Genomic DNA, 21792 nt, shown 5'->3' with positions numbered 1-21792 from the left:
CAGTGATTGAAGCGGCACCAGCCGTGAGAACGCGCTTCGCCTTAGCAGAGTTTCCGCGGCGCGGGACATCACAGTTCCGAAGGTCGCGAACCTCGGCTGCGACCCGGTTGATCGGCCGCGGCAGACGCGCTACGGTCGGTATGGGATGACGATAATCATATAAGGCGACCCCGCCGCTGCCGGAGGAGATCATGACCCAGCCCGCCCCGCAATTCCTGTTCGACTTCGGCAGTCCCAACGCTTTCCTGGCCCACGAGGCAATCCCGGCGATCGAGCGGCGGATCGGCGTCAAGTTCGACTACGTGCCGGTGCTGCTCGGCGGTATCTTCAAGGCGACCAACAACAAGTCCCCGGCGGAGACGCTGGCCGGGATCAAGAACAAGCGCGAATTCCTCACGGTGGAAACCGAGCGCTTCCTCAGGCGCTACGCGGTGAAGCCGTATGTCTGGAATCCGCATTTCCCGGTCAACACGCTCAACCTGATGCGCGCCGCGGTCGCGGCGCAGCTCGACGGCGTGTTCGACCAATACGTCGAGGCCGCGTTCCACCATATGTGGGTGGAGCCGAAGAAGATGGACGATCTCGAAGTCGCCGCGGCGGCGCTGTCGTCGTCGGGGCTCGACGGCAAGGCGCTGCTGACCCGCGCGCAGCAGCCGGAGGTGAAGGCGAAGTTGATCGCCAACACCGAAGACGCCGTCCAGCGCGGCGCGTTCGGCTCGCCGACCTTCTTCGTCGGCAAGGAGATGTTCTTCGGCAAGGAACAGCTTCGCGACGTCGAAGAGATGTACGGCTAGCTTCAATCGATCTCTCCCGTCATTGCGAGGAGCGAAGCGACGACGCAATCCAGTCGCTCCGTGCTGAGAACGTGGATTGCTTCGCTTCGCTCGCAATGACCAGCTTGAGGGAGACGCCCGCATGACGCCACGCAACGCAACTGTCGCGGTGATCGGAGCCGGCGATTACATCGGGGCGGAGATCGCCAAGAAATTTGCGGCCGAGGGCTTCACGGTGTTCGCCGGCCGGCGCAACGGCGAGAAGCTTGCGCCGCTGGTGGCGGAAATCGAGGCGGCCGGCGGCCGCATCGTCGCGCGCTCGCTCGATGCGCGCCAAGAAGACGAGGTGACGGCGTTCCTGAACGACGCCGACGCCCACGCGCCGCTCGAGGTGACGATTTTCAACGTCGGTGCCAACGTCAATTTCCCGATCGTGGAGACGACCGATCGGGTGTTCCGAAAAGTGTGGGAGATGGCGTGCTGGGCCGGCTTCGTGTCGGGCCGGGAGTCGGCGCGGCTGATGCTGGCGCGCGGGCAGGGCAAGATCTTCTTCACCGGCGCGACCGCGTCGCTGCGCGGCGGCTCAGGCTTTGCGGCGTTCGCCTCCGCCAAATTCGGGCTCCGCGCGGTGGCCCAGTCGATGGCGCGCGAACTGATGCCTAAGAACATTCACGTCGCGCATCTGATCATCGACTCCGGCGTCGACACCGCCTGGGTCCGCGAGCGCCGCGAGCAGATCTTCGGCAAGGATGCGCTCGCCAATCCCGATCTGCTGATGCCGCCGGCGGCGGTCGCCGGTGCGTACTGGCAGCTTTATCAGCAGCCGAAGAGCGCCTGGACGTTCGAGATGGAAATCCGTCCCTACGGCGAGAAGTGGTGAGGGGTATGCCGGCATTGCGCTCGTAGCGGCTGTGCGATCCGGCTAAGACTCGCGAAAACTCGGGAGGACGTGATGCGGATTCTGATCGTTGGTGCCGGCGCGATCGGCGGATATTTCGGCGGGCGCCTGCTGCGGGTCGGCCGTGACGTCACGTTTCTGGTGCGGCCGGGCCGCGCGGCGGAATTGGCCCGCGACGGGCTGGTGATCAAGAGCCCGCACGGCGACGCGAAAATCGCAAATCCGCCTGCGCTGCAGGCTTCGGCGCTCGCTCCCGACTACGATCTGGTGGTGCTGAGCTGCAAGGCATTCGACCTCGACGACGCGATCGCGTCGTTCCGGGGCGGTGTCGGGCCTCGCACCACGATTCTGCCGCTGCTCAACGGCATGAAGCATCTCGATGTGCTGGACTCTGCATTCGGCCGCGACCGCGTGCTCGGCGGCCAATGCGTGATTGCGGCGACGCTCGATGCGCAGCGCCATGTCGTCCAGCTCGCGCCGATGAGTGCGATCACCTTCGGCGAGCGTGACGGCGCGATGTCGGAGCGCGTGACGCAGATCGCCGCCGCACTCGGCGCCTGCGACTTCGGCGTCAACGCCTCGCCGGTGATCATGCAGGAGATGTGGGAGAAGTGGGTGTTTCTGGCGACCCTCGCCGGATCGACCTCACTGATGCGGGGCGCGGTCGGCGACATTCTCGCCGCGCCGGGCGGCGCCGACTTCATGCTCGGGGTGTTCGACGAGATCACCACGATTGCGGCGGCGGCCGGCCATGCGCCGCGCCAAGCCTCGGTCGAACGCACCCGCGGCATGCTGCTCGCCGAAGGCTCGACGCTGACGGCTTCGATGTTTCGTGACATCCAGGCCGGCGCCCGGATCGAAGCCGATCACGTCATCGGCGACCTCATCGTCCGTGCAGATGAGGCGAAGGTTCCGGTGCCGCGGCTGCGGGTGATCTACACCCACCTCAAGACCTATGAACGGCGTCGTCCTTGACGACCGGCAGACTGATTTTCCCGCACTGCGGAAGCGAATGAAAGTCATTCGCTGAGCCGTGCCTCATTCTTTGGTCGAACGTTCCATTTGGGGTGTTGGTCCGTCCTCGTACGCAGCCGAGGGCAGCCCGCGCAAGTCGCGATGGTTCTTGCAATTTCGAGGCATTTCATCGAAAAGCAGCAAGTGTCGATCGCACCGCACAAAACGCGCGTCGTCGTGGCGCAAATTTGGGCATTTTGATTTCAATCAAACGTGCGGTCCCGAAACCGGGGATGGTGCAGTCACCTGCCCGCCGAAGAAAAGATTGATCAGATGAATCAAGCCCTGAATTCGAAGCGGATCACCCTTGGCGAGGGTGGTCTCACGGTCGTGTTCGCATTGACCACGATCCTGTCCATCTACGCGGCGATCTACGCCAAGGATGCTCCCTTCGCATTTCATGCCGCGCTCGCGGCCGCGTTCAGCGCCTGGGCGGTGTTCGCGATCATCGTTCGGCATCGCAGCCGTTCGGGCCTGCCGCCGCAGGAAATCAACGGCGCTCCGAATTACAATCTCGGGCCGATAAAGTTCCTCTCCTTTATGGCCATGTTTTGGGGCATCGCCGGTTTCTCGGCCGGCCTCTACATCGCCCTGGAACTCGCCTATCCGGGCCTGAACATCGCCCAGTGGGTCAATTTCGGCCGGCTTCGTCCGCTGCACACTTCGGCGGTGATCTTCGCGTTCGGCGGCAACGTGCTGCTGGCGACCTCGTTCTACGTGGTGCAGAAGACCACCCGGGCTCGGCTCGCCGGTGACCTCGCGCCGTGGTTTGTGGCGATCGGCTACAACTTCTTCATCGTGATCGCGGGCACGGGCTATCTGCTGGGCGTCACCCAGTCGAAGGAATACGCCGAGCCGGAATGGTACGCCGACCTGTGGCTGACCATCGTCTGGGTCACCTACCTGCTGGTGTTCCTGGCCACCCTGATGAAGCGCAAGGAGCCCCACATCTACGTGGCGAACTGGTTCTATCTCGCCTTCATCATCACCATCGCGGTGCTGCATCTCGGCAACAACCCGACTCTGCCGGTCAGCTTCCTCGGCTCGAAGTCCTACATCGCCTGGTCGGGCGTGCAGGACGCGATGTTCCAGTGGTGGTACGGCCACAACGCGGTCGGCTTCTTCCTTACCGCCGGCTTCCTGGCCATCATGTACTACTTCATCCCGAAGCGGGCTGAACGGCCGGTCTATTCCTACCGGCTGTCGATCATCCACTTCTGGGCGCTGATCTTCCTGTACATCTGGGCCGGTCCGCACCACCTGCACTACACCGCGCTGCCCGACTGGACGCAGACCCTCGGCATGACCTTCTCGATCATGCTGTGGATGCCCTCATGGGGCGGCATGATCAACGGCCTGATGACGCTGTCGGGCGCCTGGGACAAGCTCCGCACCGACCCCGTGCTGCGCATGATGGTGGTGTCGGTCGCCTTCTACGGCATGTCGACCTTCGAAGGTCCGATGATGGCGATTAAGGCGGTCAACTCGCTCAGCCACTACACCGACTGGACCGTCGGTCACGTCCACTCCGGCGCGCTCGGCTGGGTCGGCTTCGTCTCCTTCGGCGCGCTGTACTGCCTGGTGCCGTGGGTGTGGGGCCGCAAGCAGCTCTACAGCATCCGCCTGGTGAACTGGCACTTCTGGATCGCGACCCTCGGCATCGTCCTCTACATCTCGGCGATGTGGGTGTCGGGCATCCTGCAAGGTCTGATGTGGCGTGCTTACACCTCGCTCGGCTTCCTCGAATACTCGTTCATCGAGTCGGTCGAAGCGATGCACCCCTTCTATGCCATCCGCGCCGCCGGCGGCGGCCTGTTCCTGATCGGCGCGCTGATCATGGCCTACAACCTCTGGATGACCGTCCGCGTCGGCGAACGGTCCGAGGCTCAGCCTCGCGTCGCCCTGCAGCCTGCCGAGTAAGGAGAGCAAACAATGTCAATCTGGGCTCGGCACAAGATCTTCGAGACCAACTCGGTCGTCCTGATCGTCGGCATCCTGCTCGTGATCGCGATTGGTGGTCTCGTCGAAATCACTCCGCTGTTCTACCTCAAGAGCACCATCGAGAAGGTCGACGGGGTGCGTCCTTACACCCCGCTCGAACTGGCAGGCCGCAACATCTACATCCGCGAGGGGTGCTATCTGTGCCACTCGCAGATGATCCGTCCGCTGCGTGACGAGACCGAGCGTTACGGCCATTACTCGCTGGCCGCGGAGTCGATGTACGACCATCCGTTCCAGTGGGGTTCCAAGCGTACCGGTCCGGATCTCGCCCGGGTCGGCGGCAAGTACTCCGACGACTGGCACGTCGCGCATCTGAAGAACCCGCGTTCGATCGTGCCGCAGTCGGTGATGCCGAACTACGCGTTCCTCGCCAACAGCAAGGTCGATCTCGCCAGCCTGTCGGATCACCTCAAGACCAACCGCACCCTCGGCGTGCCTTACAGCGACGAGGACATCGCCAAGGCGGCGGCCGACGCCAAGGCGCAGGTCGATCCGGAAGGCGCCGACGCGGCCGATCTGCAGAAGCGCTACCCCAAGGCGGTGGTGCGCAACTTCGACGGCCAACCGGGTGACCCGACCGAGCTCGACGCGCTGGTCTCGTACCTGCAGATGCTCGGTACCCTGGTCGACTTCAAACTGTACGACGAAAAAGCGAACCTTCGCTGAGGCGGCGACATGAAAGCGATCATCTACTTCGACAACATCGCGTCCAGTCTCGTCACGACATGGTGGACGCCGCTGTTCATGGCCATCTTCGTCGCCATCGTGGTGTATGCGCTCTGGCCGAAAAACAAAGAGGCGTTCGACGAGGCCGCCCAGATGCCGCTTCGAGAGGACTGAGACGACCATGGCTGACCATGCACATCACGGCGAAATCGACAAAGTCACCGGCACGGCCACGACCGGCCATGAGTGGGACGGCATCCAGGAACTGAACACGCCGCTGCCGCGGTGGTGGATCTGGACCTTCTACGCCACCATCATCTGGTCGATCGGCTACTTCATCGTCTATCCGGCGTGGCCGCTGATGAACGGCTACACCCGCGGCCTGTTCGGTTACTCCTCGCGTGCCGAACTCGACGTCGATCTCGCCAAGCTCAACCAGGTTCGCGGCGAGAAGATGCAGGCGCTGGCGACTGCCTCGCTCGAAGAAATCGAGAAGAACCCGGCATTGCTCGCTCTGGCCCGCGCCAAGGGCAAGGTGGTGTTCGGCGACAACTGCGCGCCGTGCCACGGCTCGGGCGCTGCCGGCGGCAAGGGCTTCCCGAACCTCAACGACGACGATTGGCTGTGGGGCGGCTCCCTCGAGCAAATCGAAAAGACCATCAAGTACGGCGCGCGCTCCGGTAACGACGAAGGTCACATGGGCAACATGCTGGCGTTCGGCAAGGACGGCACGCTGACCAAGGACCAGATCGTTCAGGTCGCCAACTTCGTTCGTTCGCTGTCGGGCCAGTCGACCCGGCCGGGCGTCGATCTGGCAGCCGGCAAGCAGATCTTCGCGGAGAACTGCGTCGCCTGTCACGGTGAAGACGCCAAGGGCAATCCCGAACTTGGTGCGCCCAACCTGACGGATAAGATCTGGCTGTACGGTGGTGACGAAGCCACCATCATCGAGACGATCACCAACGGCCGCGGCGGCGTGATGCCGGCGTGGATCGGTCGCCTCGATCCCACCACCATCAAGGCGATGGCGGTGTACGTCCACTCGCTCGGCGGCGGCAAATAGCCGACGCTCGCGGGCGCGCAGAACCTTGTGTGTTGGGGGACACGCGAGGTTGTGATCTGCGCGCCCGGAATTGAGCTTGCGCTCGACGACAGAAGAAGTGGAAAAGAACCCTCGATATGAACAAGCCCCTGCGCGCGACGGACCTGCAGCCGGACGACGACGGACCGCTGTACACGGCCCAAAAGAAAATCTTCCCCCAAAGCGTATCCGGCCCGTTCCGGCGAACCAAATGGATCCTGATGGCGGTCTGCCTCGGGATCTATTACTTTTTGCCTTTCGTGCGATGGAACCGCGGTCTCGGCGCCCCCGATCAGGCGGTGCTGATCGACCTCGCCAATAACCGGTTCTACTTCTTCGCCATCGAGCTGTGGCCGCAGGAAATCTATTACTTCACCGGCCTGTTGATCGTCGCCGCTATCGTCCTGTTCCTGATGAACGCGCTCGGCGGCCGGGTGTGGTGCGGCTATCTCTGCCCGCAGACGGTTTGGACCGATCTGTTCTACGCGGTCGAGCGGTTCGTCGAAGGCGATCGCCGCGAGCGGATGCGCAAGGCCGGCGAAGGCTTCAAGATGCAGCGCGCCGCGGAACTCGCGCTCAAGCACTCGATCTGGCTGATGATCGCGTGGTGGACCGGCGGCGCCTGGGTTCTGTACTTCGCCGACGCTCCGACCCTGATCAAGGAACTGGTCACCTTCGACGCGCCGATGGTGGCGTATATCTGGATCGGCATCCTCACTTTCACCACCTACACGCTGGCCGGCTTCATGCGCGAGCAGGTCTGCGTCTATATGTGCCCGTGGCCGCGCATTCAGGCGGCGCTGACGGACGAGTGGGCGCTCAACGTCACTTATAAGTACGACCGCGGCGAGAAGCGCTCGTCGCTCAAAAAGGCGGCGCAGCTCCGCGCGATCGGCGAGCCGGTCGGCGATTGCGTCGACTGCAACCAGTGCGTCGCCGTGTGCCCGACCGGCATCGACATCCGCAACGGACCGCAGCTCGACTGTATCCAGTGCGGCCTGTGCATCGACGCCTGCGACAACGTGATGAAGAAGATCGGCCGCCCGACCCGGCTGATCGGCTATGACAACGACATCAACATCCATCGCCGGATGGAGGGCAAGCCGGAGGTCTTCAAGCCGGTCCGTGCCCGTACCGTGATCTACTCGCTGATCATCGTCGCGATCGGTGGTGCGATGGTCTACAAGCTGGCAAACCGCAGCCTGCTCGACGTCAACGTCCTGCACGACCGCAACCCGGTCGCGGTGCGGCTGTCCGACGGCTCGGTGCGCAACGGCTACACCATCCGCTTCCTCAACAAGCGCGGCTTCGACCGCGTGGTGGCTGTCGACGTCGAAGGTCCGCCGAATGCGATGATCCATATCGTCGGTGCGGACTCGATCACGCCGGCACGGCCGATGATCATCCTCGGCCGCGACACCACCACCGAGCTGCGGGTGCTGGTCGACTCCAACGCAAACGATGACGTGCCGCAGTCGGTGCCGGTGACCTTCCATGTCACCGATATCGGGCTGGGCGAGGTCGCTTCCACCAAGGACGTCTTTGTCACGCCCTGATCCGAACCGGAGCCTTATGATGAGCCGTTCGCAATCATCGCCGCGTCCTCTCACCGGCAAAGTCGTTCTCGCCGTCCTGGTGGCGTTCTTCGGCATCGTGTTCGGCGTCAACGGACTGATGATGACGCTGGCGATCAAGACGCTGCCCGGCACCGAGGTCGACAGCGCCTACGCCGCCAGCCTCGCTTACGAGCGTGAGATCGCAGCCGCGCGTGATCAGGATCAGCGCGGCTGGAAGGTCGAAGCCAAGGTCGAGCGCAAGCCCGATGGCGCCGCCGTGCTGCAGGTCGAGGCCCGTGACAAGGCCGGCCTGCCGCTGGCCGGTCTGAACTTCTTCGGCCGGCTAGAGCGGCCGTCCGACAAGCGCTACGACCGCGAGGTTGCGCTCGCGGAGGTCGGCAGCGGCGTGTACCGCGGCGACGCCAATGGCGTGCTGCCGGGCCGTTGGGATCTGGTTCTGGAAGGGGATCAGGGCGGTGTTCGCATGTTCCTCTCCAAGAACAAGCTGCTGTTGAACTAAGCGCCGATCCGGCAGGCGTGACGAGGATCGCCGAATGCTGCAGACGCGGGATTTCTCTCACTACGTCAAAGACGTCGACGGCCGGATCGCGCATCTCGACCTCGCCGTAGAGGGCGTTCACTGTGCCAGCTGCATGGCCAAGATCGAGCGCGGCCTGCAGTCGATCCCGGACGTGACGCTGGCCCGCGTCAATCTCACTGATCGCCGTCTCGCGGTGGAGTGGAACAAGGGCAGCACGCTGGAGCCCGGCCAGTTCATCGATCGCCTCGCCGAGCTCGGCTACAAGGCTTACCCCTACGAGCCGGTGCGGGCCGAAGTCGAAGAGGCAGAACGCACCAAGTTCCTGCTGCGCTGCCTCGGCGTCGCCGTGTTCGCCACCATGAACGTGATGATGCTGTCGGTGCCGGTGTGGTACGGCGGCGATCTCAGTCCTGAAGCACGCGACTTTTTCCATTGGCTGTCGGCGCTGGTGGCGCTGCCCTGCGCCGCCTATGCGGGGCAGCCGTTCTTCCAGTCGGCATTCCGCGCGCTGAAGGCCAAAAGCGTCAACATGGACGTGCCGATCACGATCGGCATCACGCTGGCGCTCGGCATGTCGCTGGTCGAGACCATCAATCACGCCGAGCACGCTTACTTCGATGCCGCCGTGATGCTGATCGCGTTCCTGTTGGCGGGCCGTTTCCTCGACCAGAAGATGCGGCAGAAGACCCGCGCGGTCGCCGGCAATCTGGCCGCCCTGAAGGCCGAGACCGCCACCAAGTTCGTCGGCCCCGATGAGATCAGCGAAGTGCCGATCGCCGCCGTCCGCGCCGGCGACATCGTGCTGCTGCGGCCCGGCGAGCGCTGCGCCGTTGATGGTACGGTGATCGAAGGCCGTTCCGAGATCGACCAGAGCCTGATCACAGGCGAGACGCTGCATGTGCCGGCTGAACGCGGCACCCAGGTTTATGCCGGCACGTTGAACATCTCCGGCACGCTCCGCGTCCGCGTCGCTGCGGCCGCAGAGGGCACGCTGCTGTCCGAGATCACCCGGCTGCTCGACCACGCGCTGCAGGCCCGCTCGCGTTACGTCCGGCTCGCGGACCGCGCCTCGCAGCTCTATGCGCCGGTGGTGCACGCCACCGCACTGCTGACGATCATCGGCTGGGTGCTGGCCGGTGCGGGCTGGCACGATTCGATCGTGATCGGCATTGCGGTGCTGATCATCACCTGCCCCTGCGCGCTCGGCCTCGCTATTCCTGCGGTGCAGACCGTCGCATCCGGCGCGATGTTCCGTGCCGGTGTGCTGCTCAATGCTGGTGATGCGATCGAGCGCGCCGCATCGGTCGACACCATCGTGTTCGACAAGACCGGCACGCTGACGCTGCCCGAGCTGGATGTTGTCAACGCGGGCGGCATCCCGCCCGAGGCGTTCGAGCTCGCCGGCCGGCTTGCGCTCGCCAGCCATCATCCGGTCGCCGCCGCGGTGGCGCGGGCCGCGCACGCCAAGTCGCCGTTGCCGAACGTGGTCGAAGAGCCCGGACGCGGCGTCCGCACCACCTTTGACGGCGAAGAATTGAAGCTCGGCAGCCCGGCGTTCTGCGGCGCCGATGCCGAAGCCAATCAGATCCTCAGCGAAGACCCCGAAGTCTCCGTGGTGGCGTTCAGCCGCGGCGAACAGCGGGTGGTGTTTGCGGTACGCCAGTTGCTGCGTCCCGATGCCGCCAAGACGATCGACGCACTGATAAATCGCGGCATCGCGGTGGAGCTGCTGTCGGGCGATCGAGAACCGGCGGTGCGCCATGCGGCCGATGCGCTCGGCGTGTCCGCGTGGCGTGCCGGGGTGAAGCCGGCCGAGAAGATCGCCCATATCGAGGCGCTGAAAAAGCAGGGCCGCACCGTGATGATGGTCGGCGACGGCATGAACGACGCACCGTCGCTCGCGGCTGCGCACGTTTCGATGTCCCCGATCAGCGCCACCCATCTCAGCCAGGCCACCGCCGATCTGGTGTTCCTCGGCAAGGAGCTTGCGCCGGTGCTGGCCGCGGTCGATTATTCGCGCAAGGCGATGGCGGTGATGCGGGAGAATCTCGGTCTAGCGATCGGCTACAATGTGCTGGCGGTGCCGATTGCGATCGCAGGCTATGCCACACCGCTGATCGCGGCGCTGGCGATGTCGGGATCGTCGCTGCTGGTGATGCTGAATGCGATGCGGGCCCGCCGCGTTCGCCGGGGAGCCGCGGCATGGAAGTAATGGTGATCCTGGTCCCGCTGGCGCTCGGGCTCGGCCTGCTCGGACTAATTGCGTTTCTGTGGTCGCTGAAAAGCGGCCAGTACGAAGATCTCGACGGAGCCGCCTGGCGAGCGATCGCCGACGACGATCCGCCCTTGCCACCGCCGGCTACTGCGCCGGCAGAAAAGCGAGGCTGATATGGCGATGCTCACCTATGACGATCGGCCGCGGATCGCGGTCGCGTTCGAGGCTCCGGCCAAGCCCGCTGCCCCACCGGTGATCGATCCGGCGCCAGCACCTGCCGCCACCGAGGCGCCGATCGAGCCGGACGAGGACGTTCAGGAGCGCTGGCTCCAGGCGCAGCCCTGGCCGCGCCGCTGGTTTGCCCGGTTCTACCGCGCGCTGCGCAAGCTGCAGCCGGCATTTCCGCCGATGTCCTGCTGCTGAGCGGCCGGTTCCCTCCTGCTCAGCAGATCGACGTAAGATCAAAGCTTTAAGCGCGCTTCATCTGGGTGAAACAGAGCGCGGCTATCAGGCCGGCGTACCCGCTCCCCCGAGCGAGTCGACGACCAACGAAGTGCCGCCATGTCCCATGCCTTTATCATCGAAGTGAATTCGCGCGCCGCCGGTATCGTGGTTCGCGACGGTCGCAGTTTCCGCTTCCACGCCGCTAGCGACGACTTCTCCGGGCTCGAAGGGCAGGGCTTCCGCTCGCCCGGCGATGCGCATAAAGCCGCAGTCCGCCATCTAGAAAACTGCCCCGCAGGGCGCGCTCCTAAGCTCAGGGTCGCGTAACTGCTTGAAAATGAGAGCGTTTCAGTCTTCCGCGCGCGAGGCGTTACGCCGGCGCATGCGCGGAACCAGTGGCTTGCGAGAAATTTCTTTCCATATATGATGCTGCGCGTCATTGAATTTGGAAGAAAGTTCTCTCGCCATGACCGACACCGACAGCATCGTCGCCGAATCCAGTCGGCGGCTGGATGCCATTGACCGCAAAATTCTGACGGTGCTGCAGCAGGATGCCTCGCTGTCCGTGGCCGAGATCGGCGATCGGGTCGGGCTGTCGTCGACGCCGTGCTGGAAGCGGATCCAGCGGCTCGAGGCCGACGGAGTGATCATCAAGCGGGTCGCTCTGGTCGATCAGGACAAGATCGGGCTCGGATTGTCGGTGTTCGTCTCGATCGAGTCCGGCGATCACTCCGACGCCTGGCTGAAGACCTTCGCCGACGCGGTCAGTGCGATGCCCGAGGTGATCGAGTTCTACCGAATGGCCGGCGATGTCGACTACATGCTACGCGTGGTCGTCGCCGACATGCGCGCCTACGATCAGTTCTACAAGAAGCTGATCGGCACGGTGGCGCTGAAGAACGTCACCTCGCGGTTCGCAATGGAGAAGATCAAGTCAGTGACCGCACTGCCGGTGCCACCGATGCCGGTATCCTAATCGCCTGATTTGCTCGGTCGCACGATCTCGGCCGCCGAATCAGTAGTAGTGGTGGCGATTTGGGAAGCCTTCGATCGAAGGTAGTTAGTTGCCGTTCTGAATTATGATGATTGTTAGTTGTCGACTAATCGGTCGATTTGCACAAACTAACAGCAATCGAAGGTTGCTTCCGGGCGTCTTTCCCTGTTTTTGGTTTAGTCCTCATTAGGACTATTCGCTCAAATTTATCCCCGGCGCCGTACAGCGTCGGGGATGGAAACATATGCACGCCGCAGCCGTTCGCAGAGACGATCCGGCCGGTGAGCCCAAGGCGGATGATCGCGCCGATGTCTCTGCGCTGGTGGCGCGGCTGACGTCGGAGGTGAACGAGATTGCCTGCGGCAAAACCCGGACGATTCAGAAGATTACCAGCCAGATGAAAATTCTGGCGCTCAATGCGCTGATCGAAAGTGCCCGCGCCGGCAAGCAGGGCGCCGGCTTCGCCATCGTGGCGCAGGAAGTCCGCAACGTCGGTGCCCAGATCGAACAGATCGCGCGCGACCTCGAAACCCAACTCACCAAGCGAACCGGCGAGCTGATCGACTCGATCGGCAATATGACAGAACGATCACGCGGTGACCGGCTGGTCGATCTGGCGCTCAACGCCGTCGAACTGATCGATCGCAATCTTTATGAGCGCACCTGCGACGTCCGCTGGTGGGCGACCGATTCCGCCGTGGTCGACTGCGTGGCTGAGCCTTCCGCCGAGGCGGTCGCCTATGCGTCCACGCGCATGGGCGTGATTTTGTCGGCCTATACGGTGTATCTCGATCTGTGGCTATGCGGCCTCGACGGCACCATTCTGGCGAACGGCCGGCCCGGCCGTTTCGCCGTGGCAGGCAAGAACGTGGCGGGGCAGGGATGGTTCAAGGAAGCGCTGCGGCTACGCAGCGGCGACGACTATGTGGCAGGCAATATCGAACGCGTGCCGCTGCTCGGTGAAGCGCAGGTGGCGACTTACTGCGCCAGCGTCCGCGCTGACGGCCGCAGCGACGGCGCGCCGCTCGGCATCCTGGCGATTCACTTCGACTGGGAAGCTCAGGCCAAGGCGATCGTGCAAGGCGTGCGGGTCGACGATCCGAACCGCTCGCGGGTACTGTTGCTCGACGCTGACCGCCGTGTGATTGCCGCCTCGGACGGGCAGGGGATTCTCGATGAGCGCTTTCCGCTGCAGTCGGCTCATCCGACCTGCGGCACCTACCGCGACAGCCGGGGAGCGCTGGTCGGCTTCCACCTGACGCCGGGCTACGAGACCTATCGCGGGCTCGGCTGGTACGGCGTGATCGTCAGCTCCCCGGAGTGATGGATTTCAGATCGTGACCTGTTTCGAGACAGCGCCGCCCCAGCGGCCGGCTAGAATCGTCAAGTTAGTTTGACAGTTAGGTAGGGCCAGCCGCCGTAACGCAGAAAGCCTCGTTTCGTTCCCGCTTCGGACACCAGGATTTTCGCTGGGCTTCCACTAGGCAGCGAGTTCCTGTTCTCCTACAAATCGGAAAACGGCCTGGGGTACGATGGCGGACGGCATATCCAAATCTCTGACGGGGATCGAAGGGTTCGACGATCTCACCCTTGGCGGCTTGCCCTCCGGGCGACCCAGTCTGGTGTGCGGTTCCGCCGGCTGCGGCAAGACGCTGTTCGCCTCCACCTTCCTGATCAACGGCGCGCGCTTCTATGACGAGCCCGGCGTGTTCGTCACCTTCGAAGAGCGTCCGGTCGACATCGTCGATAACGTCGCTTCGCTTGGTTTCGATCTGCAGGGACTGATCGAGCAGGAGCGGGTGCTGATCGAGCACATCGCGATCGATCCGACCGAGGTCGCCGAAGTCGGTGACTACGATCTCGAAGCGCTGTTCTTGCGGCTGGAGTTCGCAGTCGACCAGATCGGCGCCAAGCGGATCGTGCTCGACACCATCGAGAGCCTGTTCTCGGCGTTTCAGAACCCCGCCGTGCTGCGCGCCGAAATCCGGCGGCTGTTCGACTGGCTGAAGCAGAAGGGGCTCACCGCGGTCATCACCGGCGAGCGCGGCGACGGCACGCTGACCCGGCAGGGGCTGGAGGAGTACGTCTCCGACTGCGTCATCCTGCTCGATCACCGCGTCGACAATCAGATTTCGACCCGCCGGCTGCGCATCGTTAAATACCGCGGCACCGCGCACGGCACCAACGAATATCCGTTCCTGATCGACGAAGAGGGCTTCAGCGTTCTGCCGGTCTCGTCGCTCGGGCTGTCACATAAGGTGCACGAGGAGCGGATCTCGAGCGGCGTTCCCGACCTCGACGCGATGCTGTCCGGCGGCGGGTTCTATCGCGGCACCAGCGTGCTGATCACCGGCGTCGCCGGTTCGGGCAAGAGTTCGCTGGCCTGCATGATGGTCGACGCCGCCTGCCGGCGCGGCGAGAAGGCGCTTTATCTGTCGTTCGAGGAATCCGAGGCGCAGACCGTCCGCAACATGAAATCGGTCGGCACCGATCTCGGCCGCTGGCTGAGCAGCGGCCAGCTTCGCTACATCGGGGCGCGGCCGACGTTCTACAGCCTGGAAATGCACCTGGCGGTGATGCTGCGCGAAGTGGCGCGTTTCAAGCCGGACCTCGTGGTGCTCGATCCGATCTCTGCGTTCACGGAAAGTGGGCAGATCGGCGAAGTGCAGTCGATGCTGTTGCGGATCGTCGATTACTTGAAATCCAACGGCATCACCGGCGCCTTCACGCATCTTGCGCACGGCGCGCAGACCGAGACCGATGCCGGGTTGTCGTCACTGATGGACGCCTGGATCCTGCTGCTCAATCGCGAAGCGCACGGCGAATTCAATCGCGAACTCTATCTGCTCAAGGCACGCGGCATCGCGCACTCCAACCAGGTGCGCGAGTTCGTGATGTCGAACGACGGCATCCATCTGTTGCCGCCCTATCTCGGCGAAGGCGGTGCGCTGACCGGATCGGCACGCCGGGCCGAAGAAGCTAAAGCGCGGCGCGCCGAAAGCGAGCGCCGCGTCGAGGTGGCGCGGGTGCAGGACCAGATCGAGCAGCGCCGCCGGCGTGCGCTCGCGCAGATCGAGGCGCTGAAGGCCGATCTGGCGGTCGACGAGGCCGAGCTGCAGCGGCTCACGCAAGATGAAGTCAGCTTCCGGGCGCAGAACGAGCGCGATGTCAGCGAGATGGCGCGGAGCCGGGGCCTGATCGGCTCGCCCGACGACACCGAATAGGGGACGACGATGGCCGATCCGATCAAACTGGTGCTGTACGTCGCCGGCGAGACGCCCAAATCCCTCGCGGCGATCCGCAACCTCGAGAAGATCTGTGCCGAGCATCTGGCCGGCAAGTACAAGGTCGAGGTCATCGATCTGAAGAAGCAGCCGCAGCTCGCCCGCGAGCACGGCATCGTGGCGATCCCGACGCTAGTGAAGGAGTTGCCGGTCCCGATCCGCAAGATCATCGGCGACCTGTCCGATACGCCGAAAGTTCTGGTGCATCTGGCGGTGGAGGAGTCGTCCTCGTGACGTCGGCGGTCTCGGCGCTGAGCAGGGCGGAACTGGAAGCCCGGCTTGAGGAGGCCGAGGAGACGCTGCGGGCGATCCGCGACGGTGAAATCGATGCGGTCGTGGTTCGAGGTGCCGATGAAGAGCAGGTGTTCACGCTCGAAGGCGGCGGCCAATCGTATCGCACCTTCATGGAAGCGATGGACGTCGGGGCCGCGGCGTTCGATCAGGACGGCCAGCTGCTCTACGCCAATCAGGCGCTGTGTGCGCTGCTCGACTGCGCCCATGGCTCGCTGACCGCATCGGCGCTGATCGGACTGCTCGATCAGGTGAACCAGGCGGCGTTCCGTCGTCTGTTGGCGCAAGCCCAGCGCGAGCGGCAATCTGCCGAAATCCACCTGCGAGTCGGCAGTGCCGAACGCAGCATGCTGCTCACCGGCACGCCGCTGGAATTCGGCGTGGTCCGCGGCGCGGCGATCACCTTCACCGACATCAGCGAGCGCGAGCAGGCTGCCGCAGCCCGCGAGTCCGAGCGGCTGGCGCGCGCGATCCTTGCTTCGGCCAATGAGGCGGTGATCGTCTGCGACCGCGCCGGCCGCGTCACCCATCTCAACGGCGCCGCGATGCGGATCTGCGCTGAAGCGCCGGTCGGCAAGACCTTTGCCGAGGCGATCGCGCTGAGCTTTCCCGAAGCTTCCGAACTGATGAGCAGCGACGACATCGTCGTGATGGCGACCGCGGGCTTGCCGGTTCAGGGCCTGGAGGCGGCGGTGCGCATCCCCTCGGCCGCGATCACCGATGTGATGATCAGCGCGGCGCCGCTGGTGGTATCGGGCGAGCGCACTCAAGGCTGCGTCGTGACGCTGGTCGACCTGTCGCAGCGTAAGGCCGCCGAGCGGCACCAGGCGCTGCTGATGGGCGAACTCGACCATCGGGTGAAGAACACGCTGACCATGGTGATGGCGATCTGCGCCCGCACCGCCGCGCACGAGCGCACCATCGAGGATTTCCAAAAATCCTTCACCGGCCGGATCCAGGCGCTGGCTGCCACCCACACGTTGCTGTCGAATGCCTCGTGGCAGAACTTGCAAATCCGCGATGTGCTCGCCGCCGAGCTGGCGCCGTTCGCCTCGCTGTCCAGCGGCCGTATCGTCACCGACGGGCTTGATATCGCAGTCGACGCCAAGACCGCAGTCTCGCTCGGTCTGGTGTTTCACGAACTCACCACCAACGCGGTGAAATACGGCGCGTTATCAGTGCCGTCGGGGCGGATCTCGGTGCGCCGGGTCGGCGCCACCGACGAGGCGCTGACGATCGAATGGCAGGAGCATGATGGCCCGCCAGTGACGCCGCCGCAAAGCTCCGGCTTCGGCCAGACGCTGATCTCGCGCAGCCTCGGCAATGGCGGCGCCAAGCTGGAATTTCCGCCCGCCGGCGTGGTTTGTCAGATCTCGATTCCGAGAAGCTAATCGACGTCGGGCTACTTCGCCTGATCGCTGTCGTCCAAAAGAGTCAGCCGTCCGTGAGCTGTTTCAGCGGCAGCCGGGCGCTTTCCTTGAGGCGATCGAGCACGATTGACGAGCGCACATGTGCGACGCTCTGGTGCGGCATCAGCACGTTGTTGACGAGGTCGGAGAGGCCTTTCAGGTCGCGGAGCACGGCCTTGAGCACGTAGTCCGCATCGCCGGTCAGCGAATAGGCTTCCTGCACTTCGTCGATCCGCCCGACCAGTGACCGGAACTTCTCGGCGTTGCCCGGCGAATGCGTCGCCAGGGTGATCTGGATGAAGGCGACCACGCCGAAGCCGAGCGCATCGCCGGACAGCTCGGCCCGATAGCCGGTAATGATATTGTCCTGCTCCAGCCGCATCCGCCGCCGCGAGCATTGCGACGGCGACAGCTGCACCCGGTCGGCCAGCTCCTGATTGGTGAGGCGGCCATCGTCCTGGAGCGCACTGAGGATCTTCAGGTCGAACGCATCGACAGATATCATGCGCAAAAGCCCAGTTTGATGCACGGATCGCGCAGAGGCTAGCGCGATCCGCTCGCATTTGCACGCCTCTTGCGGGCGGGGCGAACGATACTACCGGCTCAAAGAACCAATCTGGAGGAGCCGCCGATGGGACCATTTCCGCATGATGCGCAGCCGGCCACGATCAGCGCCGACAATCCGATGGGCACGGATGGCTTCGAATTCGTCGAATTCGCCCATCCAGACCCGGCGCAGCTTCATAGCCTGTTCAAGCTGATGGGTTTCAGCCTGGTTGCGAAACATCGCACCAAGGCGATCTCGGTCTATCGCCAGGGCGACGTCAACTATCTGGTCAACGAGCAGCCCGGCACCCACGGCACCGACTTCGTCACCGCGCATGGCCCTTGTGCGCCGTCGATGGCGTTCCGGGTGGTCGATGCCAAGCAGGCCTATGAGCGGGCGATCGCACTCGGCGCCGAACCGGCCGGCGTCACGGCCGCGCAGGCCACGCTGGACGTCCCGGCCATCAAGGGCATCGGCGGAAGCCTGCTGTATTTCGTCGATCGCTACGGCGCCAAGGGCTCGGCTTATGACGCCGAGTTCGACTGGGTCGGCGCCCGTGATGCCCGGCCGATAGGGGCCGGCCTGTATTACATCGATCACCTGACCCACAACGTCCATCGCGGCCGCATGGACGTATGGACGGAGTTCTACGCCAAGCTGTTCAACTTCCGGCAGATCCGCTTCTTCGACATCGAGGGCCGCGCGTCCGGCCTGTTCTCGCGCGCGCTGACCAGTCCGGATGGCAAGATCCGGATTCCGATCAACGAGGATGCCGGCGACTCCGGCCAGATCGAAGAATATCTCAACCTGTATCGTGGTGAGGGTATTCAGCACATCGCCTGCGGCTGCCGCGACATCTACAGCACCGTCGAAGGCCTGCGCGCCGCCGGCCTGCCGTTCATGCCGTCGCCGCCGCAGACGTATTTCGAGCGCATCGACGCGCGCCTGCCCAAGCACGGCGAGGACGTCGCCCGGCTGCAGCGAAACGGCATCCTGATCGACGGTGAAGGCGTTGTGGACGGCGGTCAGACCAAGGTGCTGCTGCAGATCTTCTCGGCCAATGCGATCGGCCCGATCTTCTTCGAATTCATCCAGCGCAAGGGCGACGACGGCTTCGGCGAAGGCAACTTCAAGGCGCTGTTCGAGTCGATCGAAGAAGACCAGATCCGCAGAGGCGTGCTGAAGACGGGGGAGGCGGCTTAGGCGTGGGACTCGGCGTTGCCGGGCTCCCAAAGCTTAGCTCAGTAAGCGCACTCGACTCACAGCATCTTTGTAAGTCACTTAGTTCGCCACGAATGCCGTCATGGCCGGGCTTGTCCCGGCCATCCACGCCTTTCGCGTATGCACGTCGGTAAGGCGTGGATGCCCGGCACAAGGCCGGGCATGACGCGTGGAGACGGACGCGCTGGATTTCGGAGGGCGCGCGTCGGGTAGCCCTTAGGGCAAAGGCGCAGTGTCTCGGAGATCGCTGCGATCAACGACGTAAGTTACACGTCCACGGTCGCGTGCAGTGAGTTCTCCTGGATGAACTCGCGGCGCGGCTCGACGACGTCGCCCATCAGCTTGGTGAAGATGTCGTCGGCTTCGTCGACTTCGCGCACCTTCACCTGCAGCAGCGACCGCGCGTTGGTGTCGAGCGTGGTCTCCCACAGCTGTTCCGGGTTCATCTCGCCGAGGCCTTTGTAGCGCTGCAGCGTCACGCCCTTGCGGCCGGCGTCAGTCACCGCCTCGAACAGGCTGACCGGGCCGTGGATCGCGGTTTCGGCGTCCTTGCGACGCAGCAGGCCGGGCCGCGGATACACTTCCTGCAGGATCGCCGCATATTCATCGAGCTTGCGCGCGTCGGCCGAGCCGAGCAGTGCATCGTCGATGGTCGCGACTTCCTTGACGCCGCGCACCGTGCGTTCGAACGCGAAGCCTTCGCCTTCGATGAAACGGCCGACCCAGCCGCGTTCGACCTCGTCGGCCAGCGCGTCGAGCCGCCGAGCGATATAGGCGGCAGCTTCATTGGCGGTGGCGATATCGGTGGTGATCCGCGGGCTGAGCACGCCGGCGATCGCCGCCTGTTCGACAACGCTGCGGTTATAGCGGCTGTGCAGATTGTGCAGCGTGCCGCGGATCACGCGCGCATCCTCGACCAGCTTCAGCAGGTCGCGGCGGCCGCGCTCTTCGCCGGTGGCCAGCTTGAACACGCAATCGTCGAGGCCGGTGGCGATCAGATAGTCTTCGAGCGCGCGTTCGTCCTTGAGGTACTGCTCGGACTTGCCGCGCGTCACTTTGTAGAGCGGCGGCTGCGCGATGTAGAGATAGCCGCCTTCGATCAGCGCCGGCATCTGCCGGAAGAAGAACGTCAGCAGCAGCGTGCGGATGTGCGCGCCGTCGACGTCGGCGTCGGTCATCAGGATGATCTTGTGGTAGCGCAGCTTCGACAGGTCGAAGTCTTCGCGGCCGATGCCGGTGCCGAGCGCGGTGATCAGCGTGCCGATCTGCTCGGAGCTCAGCATCTTGTCGAAGCGCGCGCGCTCGACGTTGAGGATCTTGCCGCGCAGCGGCAGCACGGCCTGGAATTCTCGGTTGCGGCCCTGCTTGGCGGAGCCGCCTGCCGAGTCACCCTCGACGATGAACAGTTCGGACTTGGCCGGATCGCGCTCCTGGCAGTCGGCGAGCTTGCCGGGCAGCGAGGCGATATCGAGCGCGCCCTTGCGCCGGGTCAGTTCGCGCGCCTTGCGGGCGGCTTCGCGCGCAGCGGCAGCTTCGACCACTTTGCCGATCACGATCTTGGCTTCGGACGGATGTTCTTCCAGCCACGCCGCGAGCGCTTCGTTGATGACGTTTTCGACCACCGGACGCACTTCCGAGGACACCAGCTTGTCCTTGGTCTGCGACGAGAACTTCGGGTCGGGCACCTTCACCGACAGCACGGCGGTGAGGCCTTCGCGGCAGTCGTCGCCGGTCAGCGCGACTTTCTCTTTCTTGGAGCCGGCCTCGGCATAGCCGGTGATCTGCCGCGTCAGCGCGGCACGGAAGCCGGCCAGATGGGTGCCGCCGTCGCGCTGCGGGATGTTGTTGGTGAAGCACAGCACGTTCTCATGATACGTGTCGTTCCACCACAGCGCGGCTTCGACCGCGATGCCGTTCAGTTCGGCGCCGATCACCACCGGTGTCGGCACGATCGGCTTCTTGTTGCGATCGAGATATTTGACGAATTCGGTGACGCCGCCCTCGTAGCGCATCTCTTCGCGCTTCTCGACCGCGTGGCGCATGTCGGACAGCACGATGTAGACGCCGGAATTGAGGAAGGCGAGTTCGCGCAGCCGGTGCTCCAGCGTGGCAAAGTTATATTCGATGTGCGTGAACGTCTCGGCCGAGGCATAGAACGTCACTTCGGTGCCGCGCTTGCCATTGGCGTCACCGACGACTTTCAAAGGTGCCACCGCGTCGCCGTGGGCGAATTCGATGTAGTGCTCCTTGTCGTTGCGCCACACCCGCAGCATCAACTTGCTCGACAGCGCGTTGACGACCGAGACGCCGACGCCGTGCAGGCCGCCCGACACCTTGTAGGAGTTCTGGTCGAATTTTCCGCCGGCGTGCAGTTGGGTCATGATGACCTCGGCTGCCGACACGCCTTCGCCCTTGTGAATGTCGACCGGGATGCCGCGGCCGTCGTCGCGCACCGTCACCGAGCCGTCGGCGTTGAGGATCACCTCGACGCGGCTGGCGTGACCTGCCAGCGCTTCGTCGATCGCGTTGTCGACGACTTCGTACACCATGTGGTGCAGACCGGAGCCGTCGTCGGTGTCGCCGATATACATGCCTGGCCGCTTGCGAACGGCATCGAGGCCCTTCAGCACCCGGATCGATTCCGCGCCATATTCGGCCGGCGCGGGATGCACGGATTCGGCAGAGGGCTGCCGGGCAGGTTCAGTCATGCAGGGACCTTCAGGATTGCGATCGAATCGGCGTGCGCCATTCGTTGCGAAGCGCTCTTTTGTGCCATGAAAGGTGGGTCGTCACCAGCGCAAAGTCGCGCCGTTCAACCCGTTGAAGAGATAGAGATTTTAGCCGCGTTCGCAAGCCT

The 21792-nt window shown here is 64.2% G+C and carries 21 protein-coding genes; 19 read left to right on the top strand and 2 right to left on the bottom strand.

Going from position 1 to position 21792, the window contains the following annotated elements; all coding sequences use genetic code 11:
- The first annotated feature begins 191 nt into the window (after positions 1 to 191).
- From DY467_RS16630 to DY467_RS16545, 18 genes are all read left to right on the top strand, one after another.
- Complete coding sequence (locus tag DY467_RS16630) at positions 192 to 794, top strand: 2-hydroxychromene-2-carboxylate isomerase (protein ID WP_164637564.1); 603 nt, start codon at positions 192 to 194, stop codon at positions 792 to 794.
- A 121-nt stretch (positions 795 to 915) separates the two neighbouring features.
- Entirely contained in the window at positions 916 to 1653 is a 738-nt protein-coding gene (locus tag DY467_RS16625) for an SDR family oxidoreductase (protein ID WP_164637562.1), read from the top strand.
- A 72-nt stretch (positions 1654 to 1725) separates the two neighbouring features.
- Positions 1726 to 2646: a 2-dehydropantoate 2-reductase gene (gene panE, locus DY467_RS16620; RefSeq protein WP_164637560.1), complete on the top strand. Its 921-nt coding sequence runs from the start codon at positions 1726 to 1728 to the stop codon at positions 2644 to 2646.
- Positions 2647 to 2958: 312 nt separating this feature from the next.
- Entirely contained in the window at positions 2959 to 4605 is a 1647-nt protein-coding gene (ccoN, locus tag DY467_RS16615; RefSeq protein ID WP_107342297.1) for a cytochrome-c oxidase, cbb3-type subunit I, read from the top strand.
- Positions 4606 to 4617: 12 nt separating this feature from the next.
- Positions 4618 to 5352: a cytochrome-c oxidase, cbb3-type subunit II gene (gene ccoO / locus DY467_RS16610; RefSeq protein ID WP_164572950.1), complete on the top strand. Its 735-nt coding sequence runs from the start codon at positions 4618 to 4620 to the stop codon at positions 5350 to 5352.
- A gap of 9 nt (positions 5353 to 5361) precedes the next feature.
- The gene (locus DY467_RS16605; RefSeq protein ID WP_011155588.1) at positions 5362 to 5526 is read left to right on the top strand and encodes a cbb3-type cytochrome oxidase subunit 3; all 165 of its coding nucleotides are present in this window, start codon (positions 5362 to 5364) and stop codon (positions 5524 to 5526) included.
- 7 nt (positions 5527 to 5533) lie between these two features.
- Positions 5534 to 6415 (top strand): cytochrome-c oxidase, cbb3-type subunit III, encoded by an 882-nt coding sequence (ccoP, locus tag DY467_RS16600; protein WP_011155587.1) that lies wholly within the window; start codon positions 5534 to 5536, stop codon positions 6413 to 6415.
- A 116-nt stretch (positions 6416 to 6531) separates the two neighbouring features.
- Positions 6532 to 7989 carry a cytochrome c oxidase accessory protein CcoG gene (gene ccoG / locus DY467_RS16595; RefSeq protein ID WP_107353669.1) on the top strand — a complete coding sequence of 486 codons (1458 nt, stop codon included), beginning with the start codon at positions 6532 to 6534 and terminating at the stop codon, positions 7987 to 7989.
- A gap of 19 nt (positions 7990 to 8008) precedes the next feature.
- A complete protein-coding gene (locus DY467_RS16590) occupies positions 8009 to 8509 on the top strand; it encodes a FixH family protein (protein WP_107346359.1) in 501 nt (166 codons plus the stop codon).
- A 34-nt stretch (positions 8510 to 8543) separates the two neighbouring features.
- Positions 8544 to 10742, top strand: a complete 2199-nt coding sequence (locus DY467_RS16585) for a cation-translocating P-type ATPase (protein WP_164637558.1) — start codon at positions 8544 to 8546, stop codon at positions 10740 to 10742.
- A complete protein-coding gene (ccoS, locus tag DY467_RS16580) occupies positions 10733 to 10918 on the top strand; it encodes a cbb3-type cytochrome oxidase assembly protein CcoS (RefSeq protein ID WP_107342292.1) in 186 nt (61 codons plus the stop codon). Before DY467_RS16585 ends, ccoS begins: the two co-directional genes overlap by 10 nt.
- Before the next feature lies 1 nt (position 10919).
- Entirely contained in the window at positions 10920 to 11168 is a 249-nt protein-coding gene (locus DY467_RS16575) for a hypothetical protein (RefSeq protein WP_107342291.1), read from the top strand.
- Positions 11169 to 11306: 138 nt separating this feature from the next.
- Positions 11307 to 11516, top strand: a complete 210-nt coding sequence (locus tag DY467_RS16570; RefSeq protein ID WP_164637556.1) for a hypothetical protein — start codon at positions 11307 to 11309, stop codon at positions 11514 to 11516.
- Positions 11517 to 11655: 139 nt separating this feature from the next.
- Positions 11656 to 12165 (top strand): Lrp/AsnC family transcriptional regulator, encoded by a 510-nt coding sequence (locus DY467_RS16565; RefSeq protein WP_107342289.1) that lies wholly within the window; start codon positions 11656 to 11658, stop codon positions 12163 to 12165.
- A 262-nt stretch (positions 12166 to 12427) separates the two neighbouring features.
- The gene (locus tag DY467_RS16560) at positions 12428 to 13507 is read left to right on the top strand and encodes a methyl-accepting chemotaxis protein (RefSeq protein ID WP_164637554.1); all 1080 of its coding nucleotides are present in this window, start codon (positions 12428 to 12430) and stop codon (positions 13505 to 13507) included.
- Positions 13508 to 13715: 208 nt separating this feature from the next.
- On the top strand, positions 13716 to 15407 hold the full coding sequence (kaiC, locus tag DY467_RS16555) for a circadian clock protein KaiC (protein ID WP_164637551.1): 1692 nt from the start codon (positions 13716 to 13718) through the stop codon (positions 15405 to 15407).
- A 9-nt stretch (positions 15408 to 15416) separates the two neighbouring features.
- Entirely contained in the window at positions 15417 to 15701 is a 285-nt protein-coding gene (locus DY467_RS16550; protein ID WP_107353663.1) for a circadian clock KaiB family protein, read from the top strand.
- Positions 15698 to 17149, top strand: coding sequence for an HWE histidine kinase domain-containing protein (locus tag DY467_RS16545; RefSeq protein ID WP_164637550.1), 1452 nt, complete (start codon positions 15698 to 15700; stop codon positions 17147 to 17149). Before DY467_RS16550 ends, DY467_RS16545 begins: the two co-directional genes overlap by 4 nt.
- A gap of 43 nt (positions 17150 to 17192) precedes the next feature.
- On the opposite strand, the gene DY467_RS16540 is transcribed toward DY467_RS16545, so the two are convergent.
- Complete coding sequence (locus DY467_RS16540; protein WP_164637548.1) at positions 17193 to 17672, bottom strand: Lrp/AsnC family transcriptional regulator; 480 nt, start codon at positions 17670 to 17672, stop codon at positions 17193 to 17195.
- 126 nt (positions 17673 to 17798) lie between these two features.
- Here DY467_RS16540 and hppD point away from each other — a divergent pair, with 126 nt between their 5' ends.
- Positions 17799 to 18917, top strand: a complete 1119-nt coding sequence (gene hppD / locus DY467_RS16535; RefSeq protein WP_164637546.1) for a 4-hydroxyphenylpyruvate dioxygenase — start codon at positions 17799 to 17801, stop codon at positions 18915 to 18917.
- A gap of 284 nt (positions 18918 to 19201) precedes the next feature.
- Here the strand turns inward: hppD and gyrB are convergent, their stop codons facing one another.
- On the bottom strand, positions 19202 to 21643 hold the full coding sequence (gene gyrB / locus DY467_RS16530) for a DNA topoisomerase (ATP-hydrolyzing) subunit B (RefSeq protein WP_107342282.1): 2442 nt from the start codon (positions 21641 to 21643) through the stop codon (positions 19202 to 19204).
- Positions 21644 to 21792 lie beyond the last annotated feature (149 nt).

Source organism: Rhodopseudomonas sp. BR0G17, from assembly GCF_010907025.1.
GTDB lineage: Bacteria > Pseudomonadota > Alphaproteobacteria > Rhizobiales > Xanthobacteraceae > Rhodopseudomonas > Rhodopseudomonas palustris_H.
This window is presented reverse-complemented; position numbering and strand designations above follow the sequence as displayed.